The sequence below is a fragment of the Phytobacter massiliensis JC163 genome (genome assembly GCF_000321045.1).
Taxonomy (GTDB): Bacteria; Pseudomonadota; Gammaproteobacteria; order Enterobacterales; family Enterobacteriaceae; genus Phytobacter_A; species Phytobacter_A massiliensis.
Window position 1 is genome coordinate 38883 of sequence record NZ_HE578946.1, and the last position, 26369, is coordinate 65251.

Sequence of the window (26369 nt, forward strand, 5' to 3'; positions counted from 1 at the left end):
ACAAGGAGAAGTGCGTGAGGCGATTGCCGGGGATTTTACTGCTTACAGGGGCAACGCTGATTGTTATCGTGGCGTTGTTGGTAAGCGGTCTGCGCCTTATGCTGCCCCATCTGGACAGCTGGCGTCCGGCGATTCTGGCCAAAATCGAGGCGGAAACCGGCATTGCCGTGGAAGCCAGCAGCCTGCAGGCGAGCTGGGAAAACTACGGGCCGAACCTCGATGTCCGCGATATCAACGCCCGCCTGAAAGACGGCGGCTATCTCTCGATTAAACGCGTCACGCTGGCGCTGGATGTATGGCAAAGCCTGCTGCATCTGCGCCCGCAGTTTCGCGATCTCACCTTTTACCAGCTTGCGGCGCGTACCAACACCCCGATACAGCGTAATGAAGACGGCGAAAGCCCGGCCAGCGATCGTATCAGCGATCTCTTTCTGCGCCAGTTCGATCACTTCGATCTGCGCGACAGCCGTCTCAGCTTCCTGACTCTGTCCGGCCAGCGCGCCGAGCTCGCCATTCCACAGTTAACCTGGCTTAACAGCGCCGATCGCCACCGTGCGGAGGGGCAGGTGAGCCTCTCCAGCCTGACCGGGCAGCATGGCATCATGCAGGTGCGTATGGATCTGCGGGATGATAACGGGCTGCTGAATAACGGGCGGGTCTGGCTGCAGGCGGACGATATCGACGTTAAGCCCTGGCTTGGCAAATGGATGCAGGACAATATCGCCCTTGATACGGCCCGCTTTAGCCTTGAGGGCTGGATGACGCTTAATAAAGGCGATATCGAGAGCGGCGACGTCTGGCTGAAAAAAGGGGGTGCCAGCTGGCAGGGGGATAAAACCACCCATCGGCTGGCGGTAGACAACCTGACGGCGCACGTCTCCCGTCAGCAGCAGGGGTGGCAGTTCGACATCCCCGTGACGCGAATTACCTTAGACGATCGCCCCTGGCCGCAGGGGGCGCTGTCGCTTGCCTGGGTGCCTGCTCAGGAGGCGGGCGGCCCCGATGGCGTGCGTAGCGATGAGCTTCGCGTGCGGGCGAACAATATTGAACTCGACGCGTTGAAAGGCGCGCTGCCGATTGCCGAAAAGCTCTCTCCTGCGCTCGGCGAGGTATGGCGTACGATGCAGCCCGCAGGGTCACTTGAGCGCCTGGCGCTGGATATTCCTCTGCAGGCCACCGAAAAAACCCGTTTTCAGGCAAGCTGGAAAAATATCTCCTGGCGTCAGTGGCAGCTGCTGCCGGGCGTCGAGAACCTTTCCGGCACGCTGTCAGGCAGCGTAGAGGATGGCCGGGTCACCGCCGAGATCGCGCAGGCGAAAATGCCCTACGCCACGGTGTTTCGCGCGCCGCTGGAGATCGAAAAAGGCGTCGCCACCCTTAACTGGCAAAAAGATGCGCGCGGGCTGCAGCTTGATGGGCGCAATATTGACGTTCAGGCCAATGCTATCCATGCCCGTGGCGACTTTCGTTACCTGCAGCCGGAAGGCGATGAGCCCTGGCTCGGTATTCTCGCGGGGATAAACGTCAGCGATGCCGGACAGGCCTGGCGTTATTTCCCGGAAAATTTAATGGGCAAAAAGCTGGTGGATTACCTCAGCGGCGCGATTCAGGGCGGCCAGACGGAGAACGCCACGCTGGTCTATGGCGGCAACCCGCATCTCTTCCCCTACAAGCATAATGAAGGGCAGTTTGAAGTCCTGGTGCCGCTGCGCAACGCCACGTTTGCCTTCCAGCCGGGCTGGCCCGCGCTGAAAAATTTTGCCATCGATCTCGATTTCATCAACGACGGTCTGTGGATGAAATCAGACGAAGTGGCGCTCGGCGGCGTTAAGGCCAGCAATCTGACCGCCGTAATCCCGGACTACATCAAAGAGAAGCTGCTGATTGACGCCGACATTAACGGGCCGGGCAAGGCGGTTGGGCCTTATTTCAAAGAGACGCCGCTGGACGATACCCTCGCCGCCGCGCTGGATGAGCTACAGCTTGATGGCGATGTGAGCGCTCGCTTGCATCTCGATATTCCCCTCGACGGCGAGATGACCACCGCCGAAGGCGATGTGGCGCTGAACCGCAATACACTGTTTATCAAACCCCTTAACAGCACGGTCCACGACCTGAGCGGTAAATTCAGCTTTGTGAACGGCAACCTGAAAAGCGAGCCGCTGCGCGCCACCTGGTTTAACCAGCCGCTCAATCTGGATTTCACCACCACCGAAGGTGAAAAAGCCTATCAGGTGGCGGTGAACCTGAACGGTAACTGGCAGCCCGCGCGCCTCGGCGTTCTGCCGCCGCAGGTCAGCAAGGCGCTAAGCGGCAGCATGGGCTGGAAAGGGAAAGTGAATATCGACTTGCCCTACCACGCTGGCGCGCGTTATGGGGTAGATATCGAAGGCGATTTAAAAAATCTCGCCAGCCAGCTACCGTCACCGCTTGATAAGCCGGCGGGCAAATCGTTGCCGGTGAAGCTGAACGTTAAAGGGAACCTGCGCAGCTTTGATCTGACGGGCAGCGCCGGGGGCGATAACCACTTTAACAGCCGCTGGCTGCTCAACCAGAAGCTCACGCTGGACAGGGCTATCTGGGCCTCAGATAGCCGCACGGTGCCGCCGCTGCCTCAACAGGCCGGAGTAGAGTTAAACCTGCCGCCGATGGATGGCGCGCAGTGGCTGGGGCTGTTCCGTCAGGGGGTTGCGAATAATGTCAGCAGCAACACCGAGTTCCCTTCCCGGGTAACGCTGCGCACCCCGGCGCTGACCCTCGGCGGGCAGCAGTGGAACAACCTCAGCATTGTCGCCCAGCCGCAGCTGGCTGGCTCCGTGGTTGAGGCGCAGGGGCGCGAGATCAACGCCACGCTGACCCTGCGCGATAATGCGCCGTGGCAGGCGGCGATTCGCTACCTCTATTACAATCCGTCGGCCGCCGCTGCGAATGATAACGATATTTCGTCTCCCGATACCCTGTTTAAGGGCGCGTCGCAGCTGGACTTTTCCGGCTGGCCCGATCTACAGCTCCGCTGTGCGGAGTGCTGGTTGTGGGGGCAGAAATATGGCCGCATAGAGGGCGATTTCGCCGTTAAGGATGACACCCTCAGCCTGGCGAAGGGGCTGGTGGATATCGGTTTCGCGCGGCTCACCGCCGAGGGGGAGTGGGTTAACCGCCAGGGTGACGAACGCACCTCCATTAAAGGCGCGCTGCACGGCGACAAAATTGATTCGGCGATGAACTTCTTCGGCATCTCTACGCCGGTGCGCAACGCGCCTTTCGATGTGAATTACGATTTGCACTGGCGCAGCACGCCGTGGCAACCAGAGGAAGCATCGCTTAACGGTATTTTACGGACCCGCCTTGGCAAAGGCGATATTACTGATATCAGCACCGGCCATGCCGGGCAGCTGCTACGCCTTTTCAGCGTGGACGCGCTGCTGCGCAAATTGCGTTTTGATTTCAGCGATACCTTTAGCAATGACGGCTTCTACTTCGATTCCATTCGCAGCACCGCATGGATTAAAGACGGTATGCTGCATACCGATGAGACGCTGGTGGATGGCCTGGAGGCGGATATCGCCCTGAAAGGGTCGGTTGATCTGGTTCGCCGCGAGCTTGATATCGAAGCGGTTGTCGCGCCGGAGATCTCCGCCACCGTGGGCGTTGCGGCCGCGTTTGCGGTTAACCCCATTGTCGGCGCGGCGGTGTTCGCGGCCAGTAAGGTGCTGGGGCCGCTGTGGAATAAAGTCTCTATTCTGCGCTATCAGATCACCGGGCCGGTAGATAAACCGCAGATTAATGAAGTCATGCGCCAGCCGCGAACAGATAAAAAGCAATGATTTGACGTGGTCAGCGAATTGCCTCAAGCTCCTTATATCCTCTTTTTTAGTGCCCGCTGCGGCGGCAACGACGAGTAGCAAACAATGAGTCTGAACCTGGTAAGTGAACACCTGCTGGCAGCAAATGGCCTGAGCCATCAGGATCTGTTTTCCATTCTCGGCCAACTGACCGAACGTCGACTCGATTATGGCGACCTCTATTTTCAGTCGAGCTATCACGAATCCTGGGTTTTAGAAGACCGCATCATTAAAGATGGCTCTTACAATATCGATCAGGGCGTGGGCGTACGCGCCGTGAGCGGCGAAAAAACCGGTTTCGCCTATGCCGATCAAATCAGCCTGCTGGCGCTTGAACAGAGCGCGCAAGCCGCCCGCACCATCGTGCGCGAGGCTGGCGACGGCCGCGTACAGACTCTGGGCGCGGTAGAACATCAGGCGCTTTACGCCAGCATCGACCCGCTGCAGAGCATGAGCCGCGAAGAGAAGCTGGATATCCTGCGCCGCGTGGATAAAGTAGCGCGCGCTGCCGATAGCCGCGTACAGGAGGTAACCGCCAGCCTGACCGGCGTTTATGAACTGATTCTGGTTGCCGCCACCGACGGCACGCTGGCGGCGGACGTTCGCCCGCTGGTTCGCCTCTCTGTCAGCGTGCAGGTGGAGCAGGACGGTAAACGCGAGCGCGGCGCCAGCGGCGGCGGCGGCCGCTTTGGCTATGACTGGTTCCTGCGTGACGTGGACGGTGATGTCCGGGCGGATGCCTGGGCGAAAGAGGCGGTACGCATGGCGCTGGTAAACCTGTCAGCCGTTGCCGCACCGGCCGGAACGCTGCCGGTGGTGCTGGGGGCAGGCTGGCCCGGCGTGTTGCTGCATGAAGCCGTCGGACACGGGCTGGAAGGGGATTTCAACCGTCGCGGCACATCGGTATTCAGCGGCCAGATGGGTGAACTCGTCGCCTCTGAACTGTGTACGGTCGTGGATGATGGAACGATGGCTGACCGCCGTGGTTCGTTGTCCATTGACGATGAAGGCACGCCGGGGCAGTACAACGTGCTGATTGAAAACGGCATCCTGAAAGGTTACATGCAGGATAAACTCAATGCGCGCCTGATGGGCGTTGCGCCGACCGGCAACGGCCGCCGCGAATCCTATGCGCACCTGCCAATGCCGCGTATGACCAACACCTACATGCTGGCGGGTAAATCCACGCCGCAGGAGATTATCGAATCGGTGGAGTTTGGGATCTACGCGCCAAACTTCGGCGGCGGGCAGGTCGATATCACTTCCGGCAAGTTTGTTTTCTCTACCTCAGAAGCGTATCTGATTGAGAAAGGGAAAGTTACCAAGCCGGTGAAAGGCGCGACGCTAATTGGCTCGGGAATCGAGGCGATGCAGCAAATTTCGATGGTGGGTAACGATCTTAAGCTGGATAACGGCGTGGGCGTTTGCGGTAAAGAGGGGCAGAGCCTGCCGGTAGGGGTGGGTCAGCCAACCCTGAAAGTGGACAGCCTCACCGTGGGCGGCACGGCGTAACCACCGCCAGCGTCCCGGATGCGCTAACGCGTATCCGGGCGACGTTTTCTACCGCGTTCTCCCTCGGCCTGAGGGAGAACCGCAATCACAATCCCCGCCCCAGCATCCCCTGGTACAGCTTCGCGACATCAATGAAATAGTCCGTCAGGTAGTTAATGCAGACCTGCACCTTCAACGGCAGCTTATCTTTTTCCGTATACAGTGCCCAAACCGGCCGGGGATCGGACTGATAGCGGCTAAACAGGATCTCCAGGTTGCCGTTATTGATCTCCTCGATCGCCCACATCAGGGGGACATAGGCGATCCCGGCCCCGGCGGTTAGCCAGCGGGTCATGGTCATCGGATCGTTTGTAACGAAACGGCCCTGCGGGATCAGCCGCGTTGAGATCCCCTCCGGCGCGATCAGTTCGAATTCGTTATAGGGCCGCACGCTGTACTCCAGCCACGAATGGTTAACCAGATCGGCGGGTTTCTCCGGCGTGCCATACTGCGCCAGATAGCTCTTTGCCGCGCACACCACCATCGGCATCGTCCCCAGACGGCGTGAAAAGAGGCTTGAATCCTGTAATGCGCCTACGCGAATCACCACGTCCAGCCCGTCAGCGATAAGATCCGGGGCCGGGATACCCGTGACCAGATTGACCGTTAAGCCCGGATACTCTTTCAACATTTCCGCGGTCATTTTCGCCAGCACATTTTGCGCCATGGTTGAAGAGCAACCGATACGCAGGGTACCGATGGGCGTGTTGTTGAAGGCGTAGAGCTGTTCATGAACGTCCTGCACTTCATGGAGCATCCGCCGACAGCCCTGAAAGTAGATTTTTCCCGCTTCCGTCAGGCCCAGGCTGCGGGTGCTGCGGTTGAGCAGCTTGACCTGCAGCTCGTCTTCCAGCTTCGCCACCGTCTGGCTGATGGAGGAGACGCTCATCTGTAACTGTCGGGCGGCGGCCGTGAAGGAGCCCTGTTCCACCACTTTGGCAAACACCGACATGCGTTTTAGTCGTTCCATTATTCACTCTGGCTTAAAAGTGATTTAGATCACATAATATAGATAACAGTATAACAGTTACGCTAATATACTATTCGCTGAATAATTACTGCGCCGCTTTCGCCTGTCTTCTGCTTTCTGCTCTGGTAGCGGCGCCAATAAGAAATACTGTCGCCTGCACTCTCTCTAATCAAGGTCAACATGAGTCTGTTTCCTGTTATCGTGGTGTTCGGTCTGTCGTTCCCACCGATTTTCTTTGAATTGCTTTTGTCACTGGCGATCTTCTGGCTGGTGCGCCGCGTGCTTATCCCCACCGGGATCTACGATTTTGTCTGGCATCCGGCGTTGTTTAATACGGCGCTTTACTGCTGCTTGTTTTACCTGCTGTCGCGTCTGTTTATCTGAGGTAGAAGTGAAAACACTAACAAGAAATCTTTCCCGTACCGCCGTCACTGTGGTGCTGGTAATACTGGCTTTTATCGCTATTTTTCGCGCATGGGTCTACTACACCGAATCCCCCTGGACCCGAGACGCCCGCTTTAGCGCCGATGTGGTCGCAATTGCCCCGGATGTAGCCGGGTTAATCACTGAGGTAAATGTCCACGATAACCAGCTGGTGAAAAAAGATCAGGTGCTGTTCACCATCGACCGGCCGCGTTATCAGAAAGCGCTGGAAGAAGCAGAGGCTGATGTCTCCTATTATCAGGCGCTGGTAAACGAAAAGCGGAAAGAAGCCGGGCGGCGTAACCAGCTGGGCGTGCAGGCCATGTCCCGTGAGGAGATAGATCAGGCCAACAACGTTCTGCAAACGGTGCTGCATCAGCTTGCCAAAGCCCAGGCGACCCGCGACCTGGCGCGTCTGGATCTGGAGCGCACGGTGATTCGCGCCCCGGCTGATGGCTGGGTAACCAACCTGAACGTGTATACCGGTGAATTTATTACCCGCGGTTCCACCGCCGTTGCGCTGGTTAAGCAGAACTCCTTTTACGTTATGGCCTATATGGAAGAGACCAAACTGGAAGGTGTGCGCCCTGGCTTTCGCGCTGAAATCACCCCCCTGGGCAGTAACCGAGTACTGAAAGGTACGGTGGAGAGCATCGCCGCCGGCGTCACCAATGCCAGCAGCAGCAAAGACAGCAAAGGCATGGCGACGGTCGACTCAAACCTGGAGTGGGTCCGCCTGGCGCAGCGCGTGCCGGTACGCATTCATCTCGATCGTCAGCAGGGTAACCTGTGGCCTGCGGGCACTACCGCGACCGTAGTGGTCACCGGCGAAAAAGATCGTGATGAGAGCAACGACTCTTTCTTCCGTAAACTGGCCCACCGCCTGCGCGAGTTTGGTTAATCGCCATGAGCATCTTCACCATTGCCAGCCAGCACATTCGCTTCGCCGTAAAGCTGGCCTGCGCTATCGTGCTGGCGCTATTCGTCGGCTTTCATTTCCAGCTGGAAACACCGCGTTGGGCGGTGTTGACGGCCGCCATCGTGGCGGCAGGCCCGGCGTTTGCGGCAGGCGGAGAACCGTGGTCGGGCGCTATTCGCTACCGCGGCATGTTGCGTATTATCGGCACCTTTATTGGCTGTATTGCCGGGCTGATTATTATCATCGCGATGATCCGCGCGCCGTTGCTGATGCTGATGGTGTGCTGCCTGTGGGCCGGGTTCTGCACCTGGGTCTCATCGCTGGTACGCGTAGAGAACTCCTATGCCTGGGGGCTGGCGGGCTACACCGCGCTGATTATCGTCATCACCATTCAGGCTGAGCCGCTGCTGACGCCGCAGTTTGCCGTCGAACGCTGTAGCGAAATCGTCATTGGGATTGTGTGCGCGATTGTGGCGGACCTGCTCTTTTCTCCCCGCTCCATTAAGCGCGAAATTGACCGCGAGCTGGACAGCCTGCTGGTTGCGCAATATCAACTGATGCAGCTTTGCATCAGGCATGGCGAATCCGAAGAGGTGGATAAAGCCTGGGGGGCGCTGGTGCGCCGCACTACGGCGCTGGAGGGGATGCGCAGCAACCTGCAAATTGAATCTTCGCGCTGGGGGCGGGCAAACCGACGCCTGAAAGTCATTAATACCCTCTCCCTGACGCTCATAACCCAGGCGTGTGAAACCTACCTGATTCAGAATACCCGGCCTGAGCTTATCACCGACACGTTCCGCGAGCTTTTTGCCGAGCCGGTGGAGAGCGTGCAGGACATTCATAAACAGATGAAGCGCATGCGCCGGGTTATCGCCTGGACCGGCGAGCGCGATACGCCTGTCACTATCTACAGCTGGGTGGGGGCGGCGACGCGCTATCTGCTGCTCAGACGCGGCGTGGTGGGCAACACCAAAATCAGCGCTACCGAAGAAGAGGTGCTGCAAGCGGAAGCGATCGTGAAGCCCCCTTCGGCGGAGCGGCACCATGCGATGGTCAACTTCTGGCGTACGGCGCTCTCCTGCATGCTGGGGACGCTGTTCTGGCTGTGGACCGGCTGGACATCCGGCAGCGGCGCGATGGTAATGATTGCGGTTGTTACCTCGCTGGCCATGCGTCTGCCCAACCCCAAAATGGTGGCCGTTGATTTTATCTACGGTACGCTGGCGGCGCTGCCGCTGGGGGCGCTCTATTTCCTGGTCATCATCCCGTCGACCCAGCAAAGCATGCTGCTGTTATGTATCAGCCTGGCGGTGCTGGCCTTTTTTATCGGCATCGAAGTGCAGAAGCGGCGGCTCGGTTCGCTGGGGGCGCTGGCGAGTACCATTAATATCATCGTGCTGGATAACCCGATGACGTTTCATTTCAGCCAGTTTCTTGATAGCGCCCTTGGGCAGATAGTTGGCTGTGCGCTGGCGCTGCTGGTTATTCTGCTGGTCAGGGATAACTCCCAGGCGCGCACCGGTCGTGTGCTGCTGAACCAGTTTGTCTCGGCGGCGGTTTCCGCGATGACGACGAATATGGCGCGGCGTAAGGAAAATCATCTGCCTGCGCTTTACCAGCAGCTGTTCCTGTTGCTCAATAAATTCCCCGGCGATCTGCCGAAGTTTCGCCTGGCGCTGACCCTGATTATCGCCCATCAGCGTCTGCGCGACGCGCCGGTGCCGGTAAACAGCGATCTCTCTGCTTTTCACCGTCAGCTCCGGCGCACCGCAGATGCGGTGATCGCCGCCAGCAGCGACAGTAAGCGACGGTACTACTTCTCCCGCCTGCTGGAGGAGCTGGATATCTACCAGCAAAAACTCCAGGCCTGGGATGCTCCGCCGCAGGTCACTGAGCCGGTCAGCCGTCTGGTCGGCATAATGCATAAATACCAGCATGCGCTGACCAGCAGCAGCTAACCCCCGAACCGACGCCAGAAGCGTCGGTTTTTTATGGCTATACTTTGAGGAGGTTTTGTCAATTGCAGCGAAGGAGAACCAATGACAACGCAGGCACTGCAGGACAGCGAACTTTTCCAGACCGGTTATCTGGTTGATGGCGTCTGGAAATCGCTCGATACGACATTTGACGTACTGAACCCGGCAACAGGCGAGGTCATCACTCAGGTAGCGAAAGCGGGAAAAAAAGAGACCGAGGAGGCTATTGCCGCCGCCGCGAAAGCGTTTCCTGCCTGGCGGGCGAAAACCGCCAAAGAGCGCTCCGCCATCCTTTATCGCTGGTATGAACTGATTATCGAAAACAAGCGCTGGCTTGGACAGCTGATGACCACCGAGCAAGGCAAGCCGCTGAAAGAGGCGGAGGGGGAAGTGGATTACGCCGCCAGCTTTATTCAGTGGTTTGCTGAACAGGCGAAACGCGCCAACGGGGAAATCATTCCCCCGGTGAAGCCGGGCTCGCGTATTCTCGCCACCCGCGAACCGATTGGCGTGGTTGCGGCTATCACGCCGTGGAACTTCCCCATGGCCATGCTGACCCGTAAGCTTGGTCCGGCGCTGGCGGCAGGCTGTACCGGGGTGATCAAGCCCGCCAACAACACCCCGCTCAGCGCCTTCGCGCTGCTGGCGCTGGCTAAAAAAGCCGGCGTGCCGGACGGGGTACTCAATGCCGTCGCCGGGAATACGTCTGAAATTAGCGACGCCATTATGGCCAGTTCCGACGTGCGCAAAATCTCTTTTACCGGCTCCACCGCCGTTGGCAAAACGCTGGTGCGTAACGCGGCGGAGACCATGAAGAAAGTCTCCATGGAGCTTGGCGGTAACGCGCCGTACATCGTGTTTGACGATGCTGACATAGATGCCGCCGTGAAAGGGGCGATTGCCAACAAATTCCGCAACGCAGGGCAGGTTTGCGTCAGCGTTAACCGTTTCTATATTCACGAGTCCGTCTACGATACGTTTACGCAAAAGCTTGCTGACGAAGTGAAAGCGCTGAAAGTGGGTAACGGACTGGAGGAGGGGGTGGTTGTCGGCCCGCTGATTGAATCCTCCGCGGTAGACAAAGTGCGCGAGCACGTTGAAGACGCCGTGGCCAAAGGGGCGAAAGTGCTGGCTGGCGGTAAGGCCCATGCGCTGGGCGGCAACTTCTGGCAGCCAACGGTGCTGGGCGATTGTAGCGACGGCATGAAGCTGGCGAGCGAAGAGACATTCGGCCCGGTGGCGGCCTGTTTCCGTTTCACCACCGAAGACGAGGTTATTCAGCGCGCCAACGCTACGCCATTCGGGCTGGCTGCCTACTTCTATACGCAGAATCTTTCCCGCGTCTTCCGCGTTTCGCAGGCCATTGAAAGCGGCATGATCGGCATTAATGAATGTGCGGTCTCTACCGAGCTGGGACCATTTGGCGGGGTAAAAGAGTCCGGGCTGGGGCGTGAAGGCTCTGTACTGGGGCTGGAAGAGTTCCTGGAAGTAAAAACCCTGCATATTGGGGGATTATAATCATTCGGGGCGGCAGCTGCCGCCCCACCGGCTGGATGGCGGATAATGACTACCTACACTTTCGATTTCAATAAGATAGACAATCAGAATTCATTCTATCGCGAATTTTCCCGCCAGTTTGCTATCGATCGGGAAGCCATTACCGATCTGGATTCGCTATGGGATGTCGTGACGCAAAAGTTGCCTGTGCCGGTGGAGATTGAGTTTATCCACCTGCCGGAGAGAACCCGCCGCCGTTTTGGCGCGTTAATTTTGCTCTTTGATGAAGCCGAAGAGGAGCTTGAGGGACAGCTGCGTTTTAATGTCCGCTAGCGCCGGGCAAAAAAAAGCCCCCGACAGGCGGGGGCAAGTCGTCAGTGTAGACGACGAGGGTTTATTTATACAGTTGCGCAGTAGCGTGCCAGGTATCCCCTTCCTGCAACTCGGTTACGTGATAACCGGTCGCGCCCGCTTTGTCTGCTTTGGCTGATAATTCTTCACGAATGCTCATTGGAGAGCTGGCCGTCTGGGAAACAGAGATGCTGCCCATCGGCTGTAAATTCTGCGTTTGCTCACTGGAGAGCTGCGTTGCGGCGCCTGCGCCAAACGACATCAGTGAAGCTAAACCAAGGGTCGCGATGATGAGATTGCGTTTCATAGTCTTTTCTCCTCAAAACCCGACGGCAGGAAGGGTTGAACTGCTATTTTTATGCCTGGTGCCGTCGAGCCGTGTTTCATAGGGTGAAGGGTAGTGATTATTTATACAGTTCAGCCGTTGCGTGCCATTCGTCGCCGGTGCGCGCTTCAATGATGCGATAAGCAGATGCGCCCTGTTCAGCGGCTTTTTTATCCAGCGCTTCGTGCATGTCCATCGGCGAGCTTGCTACCGCGCCAATAGATACCGTGCCTAATGACTGACGGTTCTGCGCCTGCTGCGCGTCAATAGAGGTAGCGGCGAAAGCGCCAAAAGAGAGAACGGAAAGAAGGCTAAGTGTTGCTACAGTTGATTTGATTTTCATAATGATTTCCTCGTCGTATTTTCTTCCTGAGAGTCTTTTTTCGTGACCCTCATCACAAAATCAAGTATACACTAATAACGTGAAAAATTAATACCCCGCTAATTATTTCTATCGAAAGTAAGTCGTAAAGAAACCTTTTTTTATATCTGAATCGATATAAAAATGTGTAAGCGGAACGGCTTGCAGGATTTAAAAAGCTTATAAATTAATGGGTTAATAGATCGTCGCTTTTTGGCGCTGGTATTGATGGGATGAATGAATTGCGTCAGAAAATCGCATTTTGTGTTAAAAAAATGAAGCGTGAAGTGCCGAAAGGGATGATTCCCCCGGGTTAGCGGGGGAGAAGAGATTACAGCTCCTGCTCGAACAGCACGAGGATCGCCTCGTAGAGCTCTTTAACAGTAAAACCACGGGCCGGGGTAGTAAAGATAGTGTCATCACCGGCAATGGTGCCGAGGATCCCTTCCGCTTTACCCAGTGAATCCAGCAGGCGCGCAATAAGTTGCGCAGCGCCAGGACTGGTATGGATAACCACCACCGCGTCGTTATAGTCGATATCCAGCACCAGGTTTTTAAGCGGGCTGGATGTCGTGGGGACGCCCAGCTCTACCGGCAGGCAGTAGACCATCTCCATCTTCGCGTTACGGGTACGTACCGCGCCGAATTTCGTCAGCATGCGGGAGACTTTGGACTGGTTGATGTTGTCGAAGCCTTGCTCCTGCAAAGCCTGAACGATCTCGCCTTGTGAGCTGAATTTTTCTTCTTTAAGCAGCGCTTTGAACGCCTTAACTAATTCTTCTTGTTTTGCCGAGCTTCGCATAAGCCACCCGTATTCAGGTCGTGAAAACTACATTATTATGCATGTGGATGAATTTTTATGCAAATAATCCGCTGGAGGAATAACTGAAATAATATTATGAGTAACGCAAATTTTATCAGTATCCGTTATGGCGAACACAGTGTGTGATGTGTCGCAAATTTGAACAAAAGTAAAATAAATGTTATGAAAATGATATTGTTTCGCTCGATATCAGAGCTATATTGTAGACTCTTAGTGTTAGTTGCTTAGTTTGCTGGCCTAACGATCGTTAAAAACCCATTATAATATTTTAAAAGCGAGCCGTGCGGCAGAATTTTGCCACGTTCGCTGCCATGATTATCAGGGTGAATTATGGTCGCCGCAATGGAGTAACAAGATATTTAGCTAACCATAATAAGGAGTTTATGATGAAAGTCGCAGTCCTCGGCGCCGCTGGTGGTATCGGTCAGGCGTTAGCTCTACTTCTGAAAACACAACTGCCTTCAGGTTCTGAACTCTCCCTCTATGATATTGCTCCTGTGACTCCCGGGGTTGCCGTCGACCTGAGCCATATTCCCACCGCTGTTAAAATCAAGGGCTTTTCTGGCGAAGATGCCACGCCAGCGCTGCAGGGCGCAGAGGTTGTGCTCATCTCCGCAGGCGTGGCGCGCAAGCCCGGTATGGACCGCTCAGACCTGTTTAACGTCAACGCGGGTATCGTCAAAAACCTCGTCGCGCAGATTGCCAAAACCTGTCCGCAGGCATGCATTGGCATCATTACTAACCCGGTTAACACGACGGTCGCTATCGCTGCAGAAGTGCTTAAAAAAGCGGGCGTCTATGATAAGAACAAGCTGTTTGGCGTGACCACGCTGGACATCATCCGCTCAAATACTTTTGTGGCCGAACTGAAAGGCAAGCAGCCGGGCGACATTGAAGTCCCGGTGGTCGGCGGCCACTCTGGCGTGACCATCCTGCCGCTGTTGTCGCAGGTCTCTGACGTTAGCTTCTCCGAGCAGGAGGTCGCTGACCTGACAAAACGCATCCAGAATGCGGGGACCGAAGTGGTTGAAGCGAAAGCGGGCGGCGGGTCGGCAACGCTCTCTATGGGCCAGGCGGCGGCGCGTTTTGGCCTGTCGCTGGTGCGCGCGTTACAAGGTGAGCAGGGCGTGGTTGAATGCGCATACGTAGAAGGCGATGGCCAGTACGCTCGCTTCTTCTCGCAGCCGCTGCTGTTAGGTAAAAACGGTATCGAAGAGCGCAAGGCGATTGGCAAACTGAGCGCCTTCGAACAGCAGGCGCTGGAAGGTATGCTGGATACCCTGAAAAAGGATATTCAGCTGGGCGAAGATTTTGTGAATAAATAAGCCTGACCGTCCCGGGTGCGGCTGCGCCTTACCCGGGCTACATCCGGTGCCGGGGTAGCCCGGATAAGCGCAGCGCATCCGGGACAACGTCCACACCCCATATCAACTGGTGGCCGGATACTCCTGAATGGTCACTTTCAGCTTCAGTTTCTTATCGTCACGCATCACTTCCACCGGAATTTCTGAGCCAGGGCGAATCTCCGCCACCTGATCCATGGTTTCCAGCGCCGAGACCGCCGGTTTGCCGTTGACGCTGATAATCACATCGTTGACCTGGATACCCGCTCTTGCCGCCGGGCCGTCAGGCGCCACTTCGTTCACCACAATTCCCTGAATCTGGTCGATACCGCTGCTTTGGGTATGCAGCGGGGCGATCTCACGGCCGCCAATGCCGATGTAACCGCGAATAACGCGCCCGTCACGGATGAGCTTGTCCATAATTTTGGTCGCCAGTTGGAAGGGGATAGCAAAGCCGATCCCCTCCGGCGTTTCGCCATCGTTACTCTTATCAAAGGAGAGCGTGTTGATGCCCATCAGCTCGCCCAGCGAGTTCACCAGCGCGCCGCCGGAGTTGCCGTGGTTAATGGAGGCGTCGGTTTGCAGGAAATTCTGGCGGCCCGTCGGGTTCAGGCCGATACGCCCGGTGGCGCTGATAATCCCCTGGGTAATGGTCTGCCCAAGGTTATAAGGGTTGCCGATCGCCAGCACCACGTCGCCAATGTGGGGGACGCGCCGGGCGTTAATGGGAATCACCGGCAGGCCGCCCGTGGCGTTGATTTTGAGTACCGCCAGGTCGGTTAACGAGTCTGAGCCTACCAGCAGGGCTTCGAACACGCGGCCATCCTGCAGGGCGACGATTATCTGATCCGCATCGTTGATGACGTGTTTGTTGGTGACGATATAGCCGCGCTGATCCATGATAACCCCGGAGCCGAGCGTGCGGATCTCCAGGCGGTTATGGGAGGAGTTGTTCATGCTACGGTTGTAGACGTTCACCACGGCGGGCGCCGCGCGACGTACCGCCTGGTTATAGCTCACCGGTTTGTCGTCGTCGCTATCGAATTGCGGCGTCGTCATGGCATTGTACTGGCGTAGCGAGGGCATGGCGGCGAGGATCAGGCCACCAACAATTAAACCGATTGCAACTGAGCGTAAAAGCTTCAAAAACATGATACGGACGTCGTTATAAGGGAACCGGCAGCAGCATACCACGAGTTATCCGGACATCACATGCGGCGGTGATGTCCGGAACCGCACTATGACCACGCCAGAAGCTAGCGCAGCAGCAGATAAAGCGTGTCGTTGCCGCGCACAATTTGCAGCGCGATAACCGATGGCTTCGTCTCCAGCACTTTGCGCATTTCCGCAATAGACTGCACCCGCGTGCGGTTAACCCCAATGATGACGTCATCTTTATGCAGCCCGGCCTGCGCGGCGGCGCTGCTTTTCTCTACGTCCTCAATGGTTATCCCTTTGGTGCCGTCTTTTAACTGCCCGTCGCTGAGGGCTGCGCCCTGCAGGGCAGGGGAGATCATCTCGGCGCTGGCGGAAGACGAGGTGCTTTTATCGAGCGTGACTTCCACATCAAGCGGTTTGCCGTCGCGCAGCAGGCCAAGCTTCACTTTTGAGCCCGGCTCGGTGGTGGCGATACGCGAACGCAGCTCGGCGAAGCTGTTCAGCGGCTTACCGTTCAGGCTAACAATCACATCGCCCGATTTTATTCCCGCCTTCGCCGAGCCGGAGTTGGGCAACACTTCGCTGACGAACGCGCCGCGCTGCACATTAAGGTTAAAGGCTTTGGCGATGTCGGCGCTCATTTCGGTGCCTTTAATGCCCAGCAGCCCGCGCTTGATTTCGCCGAACTGAATCAGCTGGCGAGAGAGCGTCTGCGCCATGTTGCTGGGGATGGCAAAGCCGATCCCGACGCTGCCGCCGCTGGGGGCGAGAATGGCGGTATTAATGCCGATCAGTTCGCCGTTGAGGTTAAGCAACGCGCCGCCGGAGTTACCGCGGTTGATAGAGGCGTCGGTCTGGATGAAGTTTTCCAGCCCTTCCAGATTCAGGCCGCTGCGCCCAAGGGCGGAGACAATGCCGGAGGTGGCGGTTTGCCCAAGTCCGAAGGGGTTGCCCACGGCCACTACAAAGTCGCCGACGCGCAGCTTGTCGGAATCGGCAATGGCGATTTGGGTTAAGTTGCTGGGGTTTTGCAGCTGCAGCAGCGCAATGTCGCTCTGGTCGTCGCCGCCAATCAGTTTGGCTTCGAATTCGCGCCCGTCGTTGAGCTGGACATTAATCTTCTGTGCCTGGTTGATAACGTGATTATTGGTCAGAACATAGCCTTTCGCGGCATCAATAATGACCCCGGAGCCAAGCCCTTCAAACGGCTGCGCCTCTTGCTGGTCTGGCAGCTCGTCGCCAAAATATTTTTTCAGCTCTTCCGGAATTTTCTGGCCTTGTACCGCCGTTCCTTCCACCTGCACGCTGACAACCGCAGGCAGAACTTTTTCCAGAACCGGCGCGAGGCTGGGAAGCGCTCCCTGGCCCGGCACCTGTGACGGCATGGCCGCAATGGTCTGGCTGGGCGTCGAGAGAGATAACCCGACACTTAACGCTAACGCACTCAACAGCAGGGTTTGTTTCTTCATTGATGCGGCTCTCGCAACCTAAAGTAAAAGGGAAACGGCGCAAAACAACTTGATGTTATTGAATTTTCAACCGGGTAACAATGCGGATAATGATTAAATAATAGCTGTGATTATAAAGACAGGACGGGCGCAACCTGTGCGCCCGTTAAAAATGCAGAACAAAATTTATTTGCGGTTTGCGCCGCCGCGCAGCAGGCCGGAAGCCCCTTCGGAGTAGTCGCGAGGGATCTGCACCGGTGCCTGATCGTTACCCGCTTCGGATTCGGCCAGGCGATTGCGGAATGGGTTCTCTTCGGCAGACATTTCCGGCAGCAGGCTGCTGGAGCTTTTCGCCATGTGCTGGTACAGCTGGCGATAGTCGTGCGCCATGGTGTCGAGAAGTTCAGCGCTGCGGGCAAAATGGTTCACCAGTTCTTCGCGGTACTCCTCCAGCTCTGCTTTATTTTTTTCCAGCTCGTACTGCATCGCCTGCTGCTGGCGTAATTTACGGTTTCCAAAACGCATGGCCACGGCACCAATAATGATACCGACCACTAGCCCAATTAGCGCATATTCCCAGGTCATGTACTTCTCCCAATAGCTTATGATTCCGTAGGGTGTTGGCGACAAGCGCCTTGCCTGCGCCTGATTATGCCACTATAACCGCTATTCGCGCAGAAGTGGAATCCCGACGCGGCATCGCGTAGGGTAGGACGATCTTTTTTTCGCCAACCCTGCGGATCGGAACGATTTTCAAGGAAAAACGTTAATACCATGCAAAGCCTTTCCCCGTCATCGCGTTATCTCAATGCCCTCAAGGAGGGTAGTCATCAGCCGGACAATGTGCAAAAAGAGGCGGTTAACCGACTGGATGCCATCTACCAACAGCTTATCGCGCAAGAAGCGCCAGCGGCGCAAAGCGGCGGATTGCTCTCCAGATTCAGCAAGCTACTAACCCGGCGAGAAACCGCAGCGCCTGAGCCCGTGCGCGGCCTTTATATGTGGGGCGGCGTGGGGCGCGGCAAAACCTGGCTGATGGATCTCTTTTATCAGAGCCTGCCGGGCACGCGAAAGCAGCGTCTTCATTTTCACCGCTTTATGTTGCGGGTGCACGAAGAGCTGGGGGCGCTGCAAGGGCAGACCGACCCGCTGGAGACCATTGCCGATCGCTTTAAGGCCGAGACCGACGTGCTCTGCTTTGATGAGTTTTTTGTCTCGGATATTACAGACGCCATGCTCCTTGGCGGCCTGATGAAGGCGCTCTTCGCCCGGGGGATCACCCTGATTGCCACCTCAAATATCCCGCCCGATGAACTTTATCGTAACGGTTTGCAACGGGCGCGCTTTTTACCGGCCATTGAGGCGATAAAACAGCATTGCGAGGTGATGAATGTCGACGCGGGTGTGGATTATCGTCTGCGCACGTTGACCCAGGCGCACCTGTGGCTGTCGCCGTTGGGTGAAGAGACCGCGCAGCAGATGGACAAGCTGTGGCTGGCGCTGGCCGGGGAAAAACGCGCGTCGTCGCCAGCGCTGGAAATTAACCACCGTCCGTTGCCAACGATGGGGGTGGCTAACCAGACGCTCGCCGTATCGTTTACCACCTTATGCGTGGATGCCCGTAGCCAGCATGACTATATCGCCCTCTCGCGCATGTTCCATACCGTGATGCTCTTTGACGTACCGGTGATGACGCCGCTCATGGAGAGCGAGGCGCGGCGTTTTATTGCGCTGGTGGACGAGTTCTACGAGCGCCATGTCAAGCTGGCGGTGAGCGCGGCGGCGCCGCTGTTTGATATCTATAAGGGCGAACGACTCAAGTTTGAGTTTCAGCGCTGCCTGTCGCGTTTACAGGAGATGCAGAGCGAAGAGTACCTCAAACGCGAGCATATGCCCTAACCGGCAACGCTGCCCCCGGGGAAGGGCTGCGCCTCCCAACCCGGAAAAACCGCATTCAAATCACAAAAGGGGTCGATCTTTGACCCCGACTTCTCTATAATCCTGCGACCCCACGTTACAACGAAGTTTTTTTCCCGAAACTTTGTGTGCCGGTGAAACATATCCGAGGGGGTAGGTTTACTGGACAATGTCGTGTGAACCTCAACATTTTAAAACGTTTGGGTGTTCGCCAACGTGTAACTTATTTATTTGGGTAAGCTTTTAATGAAAACTTTTACAGCTAAACCAGAAACCGTAAAACGCGACTGGTATGTTGTTGACGCGACCGGTAAAACTCTGGGCCGTCTGGCTACTGAACTGGCACGTCGCCTGCGCGGTAAGCATAAAGCGGAATACACTCCGCACGTTGATACCGGTGATTACATCATCGTTCTGAACGCAGAAAAAGTTGCTGTAACCGGCAACAAGCGTTCTGACAAAATGTACTACCACCACACCGGCCACATCGGTGGTATCAAAGAAGCGACCTTTGAAGAGATGATTGCCCGCCGTCCTGAGCGTGTGATTGAAATCGCGGTTAAAGGCATGCTGCCAAAAGGCCCGCTGGGTCGTGCTATGTACCGTAAACTGAAAGTTTACGCGGGTAACGAGCACAACCACGCGGCACAGCAACCGCAAGTTCTGGACATTTAATCGGGATTATAGGCAATGGCTGAAAATCAATACTACGGCACTGGTCGCCGCAAAAGCTCCGCAGCTCGCGTTTTCATCAAACCGGGCAACGGTAAAATCGTTATCAACCAGCGTTCTCTGGAACAGTACTTCGGTCGCGAAACTGCCCGCATGGTAGTTCGTCAGCCGCTGGAACTGGTCGACATGGTTGAGAAACTGGATCTGTACATCACCGTTAAAGGTGGTGGTATCTCCGGTCAGGCAGGTGCGATCCGTCACGGTATCACCCGCGCTCTGATGGAGTACGACGAGTCCCTGCGCTCTGAACTGCGTAAAGCTGGCTTCGTTACTCGTGACGCTCGTCAGGTTGAACGTAAGAAAGTCGGTCTGCGTAAAGCACGTCGTCGTCCGCAGTTCTCCAAACGTTAATTGTCCTCTGCGCAAGCAGAACGATTGGCGAAAAAACCCGGTTTATGCCGGGTTTTTTTATGGATAAAAATCACGTTATCCACAGTAATGGATTGATTCTCGCTTCTTTTTCAGCATTTCCAGAATCCCCTCACCACAAAGCCCGCAAAATCTGGTAAACTATCATCCAATTTTCTGCCCAAATGCCTGGGATTGTTCATTTTTTGTTTGCTTTTTGAACAGAATTGACGGTGCGCGTGGGCAGGTAACCGACATCTGGGCCGGTCGGGTTAAGGCCGGTAGCAGTAAAAATTTGACTATACCTGGAGGTTTTCATGGCTGTCGCTGCCAACAAACGTTCGGTAATGACGCTGTTTTCTGGTCCTGTTGACATCTATAGCCATCAGGTCCGTATCGTGCTGGCCGAAAAAGGTGTCAGCTTCGAAATTGAGCACGTGGAAAAGGATAATCCTCCTCAGGATCTGATTGACCTCAACCCGAATCAAAGCGTACCGACCCTTGTCGATCGTGAACTCACTCTGTGGGAATCACGCATTATCATGGAATATCTGGATGAGCGTTTCCCTCATCCGCCGCTGATGCCGGTTTATCCGGTTGCGCGTGGTGAAAGCCGCCTGTACATGCACCGTATTGAGAAAGACTGGTACACGCTGATGGAAGTCATCATGTCCAGCAGCGGCGCGCAGGCTGACAACGCGCGTCGTCAGCTGCGTGAAGAGCTGATGCAGATTGCGCCAGTGTTCGGCCAGAAGCCCTATTTCTTAAGCGATGAGTTCAGCCTGGTGGATTGCTACCTGGCGCCGTTGCTGTGGCGTTTGCCGGTGCTGGGTATTGAGCTGAGCGGTGCGGGCGCGAAAGAGCTGAAAGGCTATATGACGCGCGTCTTCGAGCGTGATTCTTTCCTCGCATCTTTAACAGAAGCCGAGCGCGAAATGCGTCTGGGCCGGGGCTAACTGAATGGACTTGTCGCAACTGACACCGCGTCGTCCTTACCTGCTGCGTGCATTTTACGAGTGGCTGCTGGATAACCAGCTCACTCCGCACCTGGTGGTGGACGTAACGTTGCCGGGCGTGCGGGTGCCTATGGAATACGCACGCGACGGTCAAATCGTATTGAACATTGCGCCGCGCGCCGTGGGTAACCTGGAGCTGGCGAATGACGAAGTGCGTTTCAACGCGCGCTTTGGCGGCGTTCCGCGTCAGGTCGCCGTTCCGTTGGCTGCTGTGCTTGCTATCTATGCGCGTGAAAACGGCGCCGGTACGATGTTCGAGCCGGAAACCGCTTATGACGAAGAGATGGCCACGGTGAACGATGACGAACAGCCCTCCGTTGAGGAGAGCGAAACCGTTATGTCAGTGATCGACGGCGACAAGCCCGATCACAGTGACGATAACGAACCGGATGACGATCCGCCGCCGCGCGGTGGGCGTCCATCGCTGCGTGTCGTGAAGTAATTGCAAAAAGCAGGGTTCTCAAACCCTGCTTTTTTTATGCCTTCGTCCCCGGCATCAGCCAGCAGGCGATGGTCTCCCGCATAACCTGGCGTCTGGTCGCCAGCGCCTCCGGCCGTTTTAAGTCCTGCTGGTAAATAATCGACAGCGTTGACTGGTTGATCAAATAGAAAAAGCCCAGCGCCGACATGGTGATGTTCAGCTGCATCGCATCGATCCCCGGGCGGATAGTGCCATCCTGCTGGCCACGTTCAAGTATGCGCTGGGTAATAGCAAGCCAGCTACTGTTGATAGGCACAATCGTGTCCACCCCTTTCAGATGGCGCGCTTTAAGCTGGTTTTCGCTATTGAGCAGCTGGATAAACTCCGGGTTCTCCAGATAGTAGCGCCAGGTGAAATCCATCAGCTCCAGCACCGCGTCGCGGGCAGGCAGATGATCCAGCTCCAGCGCCGCCTCTTTGCTGCGGATATCCTTATACGCCACCTGCAACACGTGGGTGAAGAGGGTATCTTTGTTCTCAAAGTAGTAATAGATCAGCTGCTTGTTCACGTGCGCCGTTGCGGCGATCTGATCGATCCTCGCGCCGTCAAAACCCTTCTCCGCGAACTCCTTTTTCGCCGCCTCAAGAATCAGGCTCTTTGTGAGATCTGGATCATGCCGACGTTTCGTTCTGGCTTCCCCTTTCATAGATTCTCCATTCAATTTCTTGTTTTAATTATAGTTTTAATTAAATCAACCATCTAGTTGATTTTGAGAAGTCGATCATGAATTTAATTTTTCTCCCTTTCTATACTGTTTCCGTAGTTTCAACTGATTAGTTGAAATGTAGCAATTTCATCAGGGAGTATGCTCATGATCCATTCGCAACGTCCGGTAGCATTGGTGACAGGCTCGACACGGGGAATTGGTAAAGCGTGCGCGCTGGCGCTGGCCAGTGCCGGATTTCATGTCGCGATTAACGGGCGCGATAATGCAGAGGGACGCGCCCGACAGCAAGCCATGGTAACGGAATTAGAACAGTTTGGCATTGAAGCGCTTGCCTTGCCGGGCGATGTTTCAGATTTAGCCCTCCAGCAGCCGATGATCGACAAGGTGCTGGCGCGCTGGGGGCGGCTGGACTGCGTGGTCAATAACGCCGGAACGGCAGCGAAGCAGCGGGGCGACCTGCTGGAGGTGACGGCGGAAAATTATCAGTACTGCCAGGACGTCAATACCAGGGCGATGTTCTTCTTCTGCCAGAAAGCGGCGCGCGCCATGCTGCAGCAGGGTGAAATCGGCGGCCAGCACCGCGCCATTGTCAATATCACCTCCTGCAGCGCCTACAGCCTCTCTGTCTCCCGCGGCGAATATTGCGTATCGAAAGCGGCGGCCAGCATGGTGACGCAGCTTTTCGCCCTGCGGCTGGCGCAGGAGGGCATCGGCGTTTACGAAATTCGCCCCGGCATTATCGAGACCGACATGACCAGCGGCGTGAAGCCGAAATACGACCAGCTTATCAGCGACGGGCTGGTGCCCATGAAACGCTGGGGACAGCCGGCAGATATCGCCACCGTGGTTGACGCGCTGGCCAGCGGCAAACTCCCTTTCACCGTCGGACAGATTATTGAGGTCGACGGCGGCCTGACCAAATCCCACTTTTAATCGCGAGGCACAATAATGGCTACAATTCCCGTTGGCATCATCATGCACGGCGTAACCGGTCGGATGGGCAAAAACCAGCACCTGATCCGCTCTATCGTGGCGATCCGCGAGCAGGGCGGCGTGGCGCTGTCGAATGGCGACCGCCTGCTTCCCGACCCTATCCTGATTGGCCGCAACGAAGAGAAAATCGCCGCGCTGGCGAAACAGACCGGCATCAGCCGCTGGGGCACTGACCTGGAGGCGGCGCTGGCAAACCCCGCTGACACCATTTTCTTCGATGCCGCGACCACCCAGGCACGCCCGGGCCTGCTGAAAAAAGCGATTGCCGCCGGGAAACACATTTACTGTGAGAAGCCGGTGGCGGTAAGCCTGTCAGAGGCGATGGAGCTTTATCACTACGCGGAGCAGCAGGGCGTTTGCCACGGGGTAGTGCAGGATAAGCTGTGGCTGCCTGGGCTGCGCAAACTGCAGATGCTCAACCAGGCAGGCTTCTTTGGTCAGGTGCTGTCGGTGCGCGGCGAGTTTGGCTACTGGGTATTTGAAGGGGATTTGCAGCCGACCCAGCGGCCCTCCTGGAACTACCGTAAAGAGGATGGCGGCGGCATTATCCTCGATATGATCTGCCACTGGCGCTATGTCGTCGATAATCTGTTCGGCGAGATCAAGAGCATAAGCTGCCTGGGGGCGACCCATATCCCGCAACGCTTTGATGAACAGGGCAACGCATATCAGGCCACCGCTGACGATGCCGCCTACGCCACCTTCGAACTGCACAATGGCACCATCGTGCAGATCAACAGCTCCTGGTGCGTGCGCGTGCGCCGCGACGACCTGGTGACCTTCCAGGTGGATGGCGTAAACGGCTCAGCGGTCGCGGGCCTTACCGACTGCCTCACTCAGTCCCGGGTGAATACGCCCAAACCCATCTGGAACCCGGACGTGCGCCAGACGCATAACTTCTTTGATGACTGGTCGCCGGTGCCGGATACCACCACCTACGATAACGCTTTCAAGGTGCAGTGGGAGCTGTTCCTGCGCCACGTACACCGCGAGACGGATTTCCGCTGGAACCTGCTGGAAGGGGCCAAAGGGGTGCAGCTGGTTGAGCTGGCCCTGCAAAGCTGGCAGGAGCGCCGCTGGGTCGACGTTCCATCACTGGTGCGCTAAGGGGGCGATATGCAACAGCCTGATTCCCGGCGGTTATCGCTGAATACCGCCACCGTTCGCCAGCAGTGGACGCTGGATAAAATTATCGACGGCTGCGCCCGCCATGAGATTCGCGGCATCTCGCCCTGGCGTGATCAGGTGCAGGCGCTGGGTCTGGAACGCACCGCGCAGCTGATCCGCAGCAATGAGCTTACCGTCAGCGGCTACTGCCGGGGCGGGATGTTTCCAGGGGTGGACGATGCGGCGCGCCGTGCCGCTGATGACGACAACCGCCGGGCCGTGGACGAAGCGCTGGCGGTGGATGCCGCCTGCCTGGTACTGGTAGTGGGCGGCCTGCCCGGGGATTCTAAAGATATTGCCGGCGCACGCAGCCAGGTGCGGGACGGCCTGGGCCGCCTGCTGGACTACTCCCGCCGCGCAGGGATGCCGCTGGCGATTGAGCCCCTGCATCCGATGTACGCGGCGGACCGCGCCTGCGTCAATACCCTGGCGCAAGCCAACGATCTTTGCGATGAGCTGGGTGACGATGGCCTGGGCATCGCGGTGGATCTCTACCACACCTGGTGGGATCCGCAGTTCTATGCGCAGATCGAACGCGCCGGACGCAAGCGCATTCTCGGTTTTCACATTTGCGACTGGCTGGTGCCAACCCGGCACCTGTTGCTGGATCGCGGCATGATGGGCGACGGGGTGATTGATATTCGCGCCGCCCGCCTGGCGGTGGAGGCGCTGGGTTACACCGGCGCGCATGAGGTGGAGATTTTCTCGCAGGAGTGGTGGCAACGGGACCCGGATACGGTGCTGGCTACCTGCAAAGCGCGCCATCTGGCGCATGGTTAATCAGATTTGGCTGTATCTGATGTCTCGTCAGTCTTACCAGGTTAGTCGAGGAACTTATGAATACAGATACAAAGAAGATGATACTGGTGTCGGTGCTGTGCGGCCTGGGCTACATGATGTACTCCGTGGACCGCATGACCGTCTCCTCCGCCATCGGGCTTATCGCCACGGATTTTGGCCTGGGTAAAGCTCAGTCCGGCATCCTGATGAGTTCGTTCTTTTACGGTTTTATTGGTTTTTTATTCATCTCCGGGATCATTGCCGACAAGCTGAGCGGTAAACCGGTGCTGATCCTTGGGCTGGTGATGTTCTCGCTGGCTACCATGCTCACCGGCGTGGCGGGAAGCCTGACCTCGCTCATTTTCTACCGCGTGATGACCGGCATCGGCGAAGGGGTCTTCTGGCCCGCCGCCTCGCTGGAGGTGGCGAACGTCACCACGGAAAAACAGCGCACCACGGTGATGTCACTCTACTGGATGGGCTACCCCATCGGCGGCTTTTTCGGCACCTGGCTGGGGGCAGTATTAGGGCCGGAGTACGGCTGGCGCGTGGTGTTCTATGTTGCCGGGGGGCTGGGCATTCTGGTCGCCATTGCCTACGCCGTACTGGTGAAATCAGAGCCGAAAAAGGTCGTCGCCGTTGCCGCCCATGAAAAAGTGCCGCTCAAGCAGCTGTTCCGCAATCAGTCTGTGATGCTAATGGCCTTTTACTACTTCCTGCTGCTGAGTGGCTGGTGGATTGTGCTGCTGTGGGCGCCCACCTTCCTGATAAACGTTAAGCAGCTCTCCATCGGCGTGGCGGGCACCATCGCCAGCCTGCTGGGGCTGACCGGGGCGCTGGGCGGCTTTCTGCTTGGGCGTTTCTGCGACGGCGGCGATTTCTCCCGCAAGCGCGCCGTACTGATTGGCGTCACGCTGGTGAGCAGCCTGCTGATGGCGGCAATGGTGCTGCAACTGCCGGTCTTCGCGGTGGTCATCCTTGTGCTGCTGCTGGGGCTGCTGGGCTACCCTATCACGCCGCTGGTGCTCTCCTTCACCGCTGAACTGGTGCCGCCGCAGCTGCGCGGGTCCGCTATCGGCTTCGTGATGAATGTCGGCATGACCGCTGGCGGGATTTCACCGGTGCTGGCGGGCTACTTCGCGGATAAATACTCCATGTCCACTGTCTGGTTTGTCGCCGCCTGCGTGATGATCGTGAGTTCGGTGCTGCTGCTGGGCGTGCGCAAAGTGGCAAAACCGGCGCGCGAGATGGAAGTCTCCGGTCTCTCTTCACGAATTTAAC

The 26369-nt window shown here is 56.9% G+C and carries 25 protein-coding genes; 17 read left to right on the forward strand and 8 right to left on the reverse strand.

Annotated features, from left to right (window positions below):
* The first annotated feature begins 14 nt into the window (after positions 1 to 14).
* Positions 15 to 3824 (forward strand): AsmA2 domain-containing protein YhdP, encoded by a 3810-nt coding sequence (gene yhdP, locus ENTHG_RS10615; RefSeq protein ID WP_044179487.1) that lies wholly within the window; start codon positions 15 to 17, stop codon positions 3822 to 3824.
* A gap of 84 nt (positions 3825 to 3908) precedes the next feature.
* Positions 3909 to 5354: a metalloprotease TldD gene (gene tldD / locus ENTHG_RS10620; RefSeq protein WP_044179490.1), complete on the forward strand. Its 1446-nt coding sequence runs from the start codon at positions 3909 to 3911 to the stop codon at positions 5352 to 5354.
* A gap of 85 nt (positions 5355 to 5439) precedes the next feature.
* Here the strand turns inward: tldD and aaeR are convergent, their stop codons facing one another.
* Positions 5440 to 6363 carry an HTH-type transcriptional activator AaeR gene (aaeR, locus tag ENTHG_RS10625; protein WP_044179493.1) on the reverse strand — a complete coding sequence of 308 codons (924 nt, stop codon included), beginning with the start codon at positions 6361 to 6363 and terminating at the stop codon, positions 5440 to 5442.
* A 180-nt stretch (positions 6364 to 6543) separates the two neighbouring features.
* Here aaeR and aaeX point away from each other — a divergent pair, with 180 nt between their 5' ends.
* The 5 genes from aaeX to ENTHG_RS10650 all read left to right on the forward strand — a co-directional run bounded on the left by aaeX (position 6544) and on the right by ENTHG_RS10650 (position 11511).
* Positions 6544 to 6747: a p-hydroxybenzoic acid efflux pump operon protein AaeX gene (gene aaeX / locus ENTHG_RS10630; RefSeq protein ID WP_044179496.1), complete on the forward strand. Its 204-nt coding sequence runs from the start codon at positions 6544 to 6546 to the stop codon at positions 6745 to 6747.
* Between the two features lie 7 nt (positions 6748 to 6754).
* A complete protein-coding gene (gene aaeA / locus ENTHG_RS10635; RefSeq protein ID WP_044179499.1) occupies positions 6755 to 7687 on the forward strand; it encodes a p-hydroxybenzoic acid efflux pump subunit AaeA in 933 nt (310 codons plus the stop codon).
* Positions 7688 to 7692: 5 nt separating this feature from the next.
* Positions 7693 to 9663, forward strand: coding sequence for a p-hydroxybenzoic acid efflux pump subunit AaeB (gene aaeB, locus ENTHG_RS10640; RefSeq protein ID WP_044179501.1), 1971 nt, complete (start codon positions 7693 to 7695; stop codon positions 9661 to 9663).
* A gap of 81 nt (positions 9664 to 9744) precedes the next feature.
* A complete protein-coding gene (locus tag ENTHG_RS10645; protein WP_044179503.1) occupies positions 9745 to 11199 on the forward strand; it encodes an NAD-dependent succinate-semialdehyde dehydrogenase in 1455 nt (484 codons plus the stop codon).
* 45 nt (positions 11200 to 11244) lie between these two features.
* A complete protein-coding gene (locus ENTHG_RS10650) occupies positions 11245 to 11511 on the forward strand; it encodes a barstar family protein (RefSeq protein ID WP_044179505.1) in 267 nt (88 codons plus the stop codon).
* Between the two features lie 61 nt (positions 11512 to 11572).
* Here ENTHG_RS10650 and yhcN (ENTHG_RS10655) read toward each other — a convergent pair whose 3' ends face one another.
* The 3 genes from yhcN (ENTHG_RS10655) to argR all read right to left on the reverse strand — a co-directional run bounded on the left by yhcN (ENTHG_RS10655) (position 11573) and on the right by argR (position 13017).
* Positions 11573 to 11836 carry a peroxide/acid stress response protein YhcN gene (gene yhcN / locus ENTHG_RS10655; protein WP_044179507.1) on the reverse strand — a complete coding sequence of 88 codons (264 nt, stop codon included), beginning with the start codon at positions 11834 to 11836 and terminating at the stop codon, positions 11573 to 11575.
* A gap of 97 nt (positions 11837 to 11933) precedes the next feature.
* Complete coding sequence (gene yhcN / locus ENTHG_RS10660; RefSeq protein WP_044179509.1) at positions 11934 to 12197, reverse strand: peroxide/acid stress response protein YhcN; 264 nt, start codon at positions 12195 to 12197, stop codon at positions 11934 to 11936.
* Positions 12198 to 12546: 349 nt separating this feature from the next.
* Positions 12547 to 13017, reverse strand: coding sequence for a transcriptional regulator ArgR (gene argR / locus ENTHG_RS10665; protein WP_044179511.1), 471 nt, complete (start codon positions 13015 to 13017; stop codon positions 12547 to 12549).
* 407 nt (positions 13018 to 13424) lie between these two features.
* Here argR and mdh point away from each other — a divergent pair, with 407 nt between their 5' ends.
* Complete coding sequence (gene mdh / locus ENTHG_RS10670; protein WP_044179513.1) at positions 13425 to 14363, forward strand: malate dehydrogenase; 939 nt, start codon at positions 13425 to 13427, stop codon at positions 14361 to 14363.
* A gap of 102 nt (positions 14364 to 14465) precedes the next feature.
* On the opposite strand, the gene degS is transcribed toward mdh, so the two are convergent.
* The 3 genes from degS to zapG form a co-directional block, all read right to left on the reverse strand.
* Positions 14466 to 15533, reverse strand: a complete 1068-nt coding sequence (gene degS / locus ENTHG_RS10675; RefSeq protein ID WP_044180652.1) for an outer membrane-stress sensor serine endopeptidase DegS — start codon at positions 15531 to 15533, stop codon at positions 14466 to 14468.
* A gap of 104 nt (positions 15534 to 15637) precedes the next feature.
* On the reverse strand, positions 15638 to 17008 hold the full coding sequence (degQ, locus tag ENTHG_RS10680; RefSeq protein ID WP_044179515.1) for a serine endoprotease DegQ: 1371 nt from the start codon (positions 17006 to 17008) through the stop codon (positions 15638 to 15640).
* Positions 17009 to 17173: 165 nt separating this feature from the next.
* Complete coding sequence (zapG, locus tag ENTHG_RS10685; RefSeq protein WP_044179517.1) at positions 17174 to 17572, reverse strand: Z-ring associated protein ZapG; 399 nt, start codon at positions 17570 to 17572, stop codon at positions 17174 to 17176.
* 189 nt (positions 17573 to 17761) lie between these two features.
* On the opposite strand from zapG, the gene zapE reads away from it, so the two are divergent.
* The 5 genes from zapE to sspB all read left to right on the forward strand — a co-directional run bounded on the left by zapE (position 17762) and on the right by sspB (position 21442).
* Entirely contained in the window at positions 17762 to 18886 is a 1125-nt protein-coding gene (gene zapE / locus ENTHG_RS10690) for a cell division protein ZapE (RefSeq protein ID WP_044179520.1), read from the forward strand.
* Positions 18887 to 19150: 264 nt separating this feature from the next.
* Positions 19151 to 19579 (forward strand): 50S ribosomal protein L13, encoded by a 429-nt coding sequence (gene rplM / locus ENTHG_RS10695; RefSeq protein ID WP_002437467.1) that lies wholly within the window; start codon positions 19151 to 19153, stop codon positions 19577 to 19579.
* A gap of 15 nt (positions 19580 to 19594) precedes the next feature.
* On the forward strand, positions 19595 to 19987 hold the full coding sequence (gene rpsI, locus ENTHG_RS10700) for a 30S ribosomal protein S9 (RefSeq protein WP_000829818.1): 393 nt from the start codon (positions 19595 to 19597) through the stop codon (positions 19985 to 19987).
* A 314-nt stretch (positions 19988 to 20301) separates the two neighbouring features.
* Entirely contained in the window at positions 20302 to 20940 is a 639-nt protein-coding gene (gene sspA / locus ENTHG_RS10705; protein ID WP_044179524.1) for a stringent starvation protein SspA, read from the forward strand.
* A 4-nt stretch (positions 20941 to 20944) separates the two neighbouring features.
* Positions 20945 to 21442 (forward strand): ClpXP protease specificity-enhancing factor, encoded by a 498-nt coding sequence (gene sspB, locus ENTHG_RS10710; RefSeq protein WP_044179526.1) that lies wholly within the window; start codon positions 20945 to 20947, stop codon positions 21440 to 21442.
* Between the two features lie 34 nt (positions 21443 to 21476).
* Here the strand turns inward: sspB and ENTHG_RS10715 are convergent, their stop codons facing one another.
* Positions 21477 to 22127, reverse strand: a complete 651-nt coding sequence (locus tag ENTHG_RS10715; RefSeq protein ID WP_044179528.1) for a TetR/AcrR family transcriptional regulator — start codon at positions 22125 to 22127, stop codon at positions 21477 to 21479.
* Between the two features lie 165 nt (positions 22128 to 22292).
* Here ENTHG_RS10715 and ENTHG_RS10720 point away from each other — a divergent pair, with 165 nt between their 5' ends.
* The 4 genes from ENTHG_RS10720 to ENTHG_RS10735 are packed head-to-tail and all read left to right on the forward strand — an operon-like array spanning position 22293 to position 26368.
* The gene (locus ENTHG_RS10720) at positions 22293 to 23081 is read left to right on the forward strand and encodes a 3-ketoacyl-ACP reductase (RefSeq protein WP_052332700.1); all 789 of its coding nucleotides are present in this window, start codon (positions 22293 to 22295) and stop codon (positions 23079 to 23081) included.
* A 15-nt stretch (positions 23082 to 23096) separates the two neighbouring features.
* Positions 23097 to 24248 carry a Gfo/Idh/MocA family protein gene (locus ENTHG_RS10725; RefSeq protein WP_044179532.1) on the forward strand — a complete coding sequence of 384 codons (1152 nt, stop codon included), beginning with the start codon at positions 23097 to 23099 and terminating at the stop codon, positions 24246 to 24248.
* Positions 24249 to 24257: 9 nt separating this feature from the next.
* Positions 24258 to 25088 carry a sugar phosphate isomerase/epimerase family protein gene (locus ENTHG_RS10730; RefSeq protein ID WP_044179534.1) on the forward strand — a complete coding sequence of 277 codons (831 nt, stop codon included), beginning with the start codon at positions 24258 to 24260 and terminating at the stop codon, positions 25086 to 25088.
* A gap of 56 nt (positions 25089 to 25144) precedes the next feature.
* Entirely contained in the window at positions 25145 to 26368 is a 1224-nt protein-coding gene (locus ENTHG_RS10735; protein ID WP_081653620.1) for an MFS transporter, read from the forward strand.
* Position 26369: the final 1 nt, after the last annotated feature.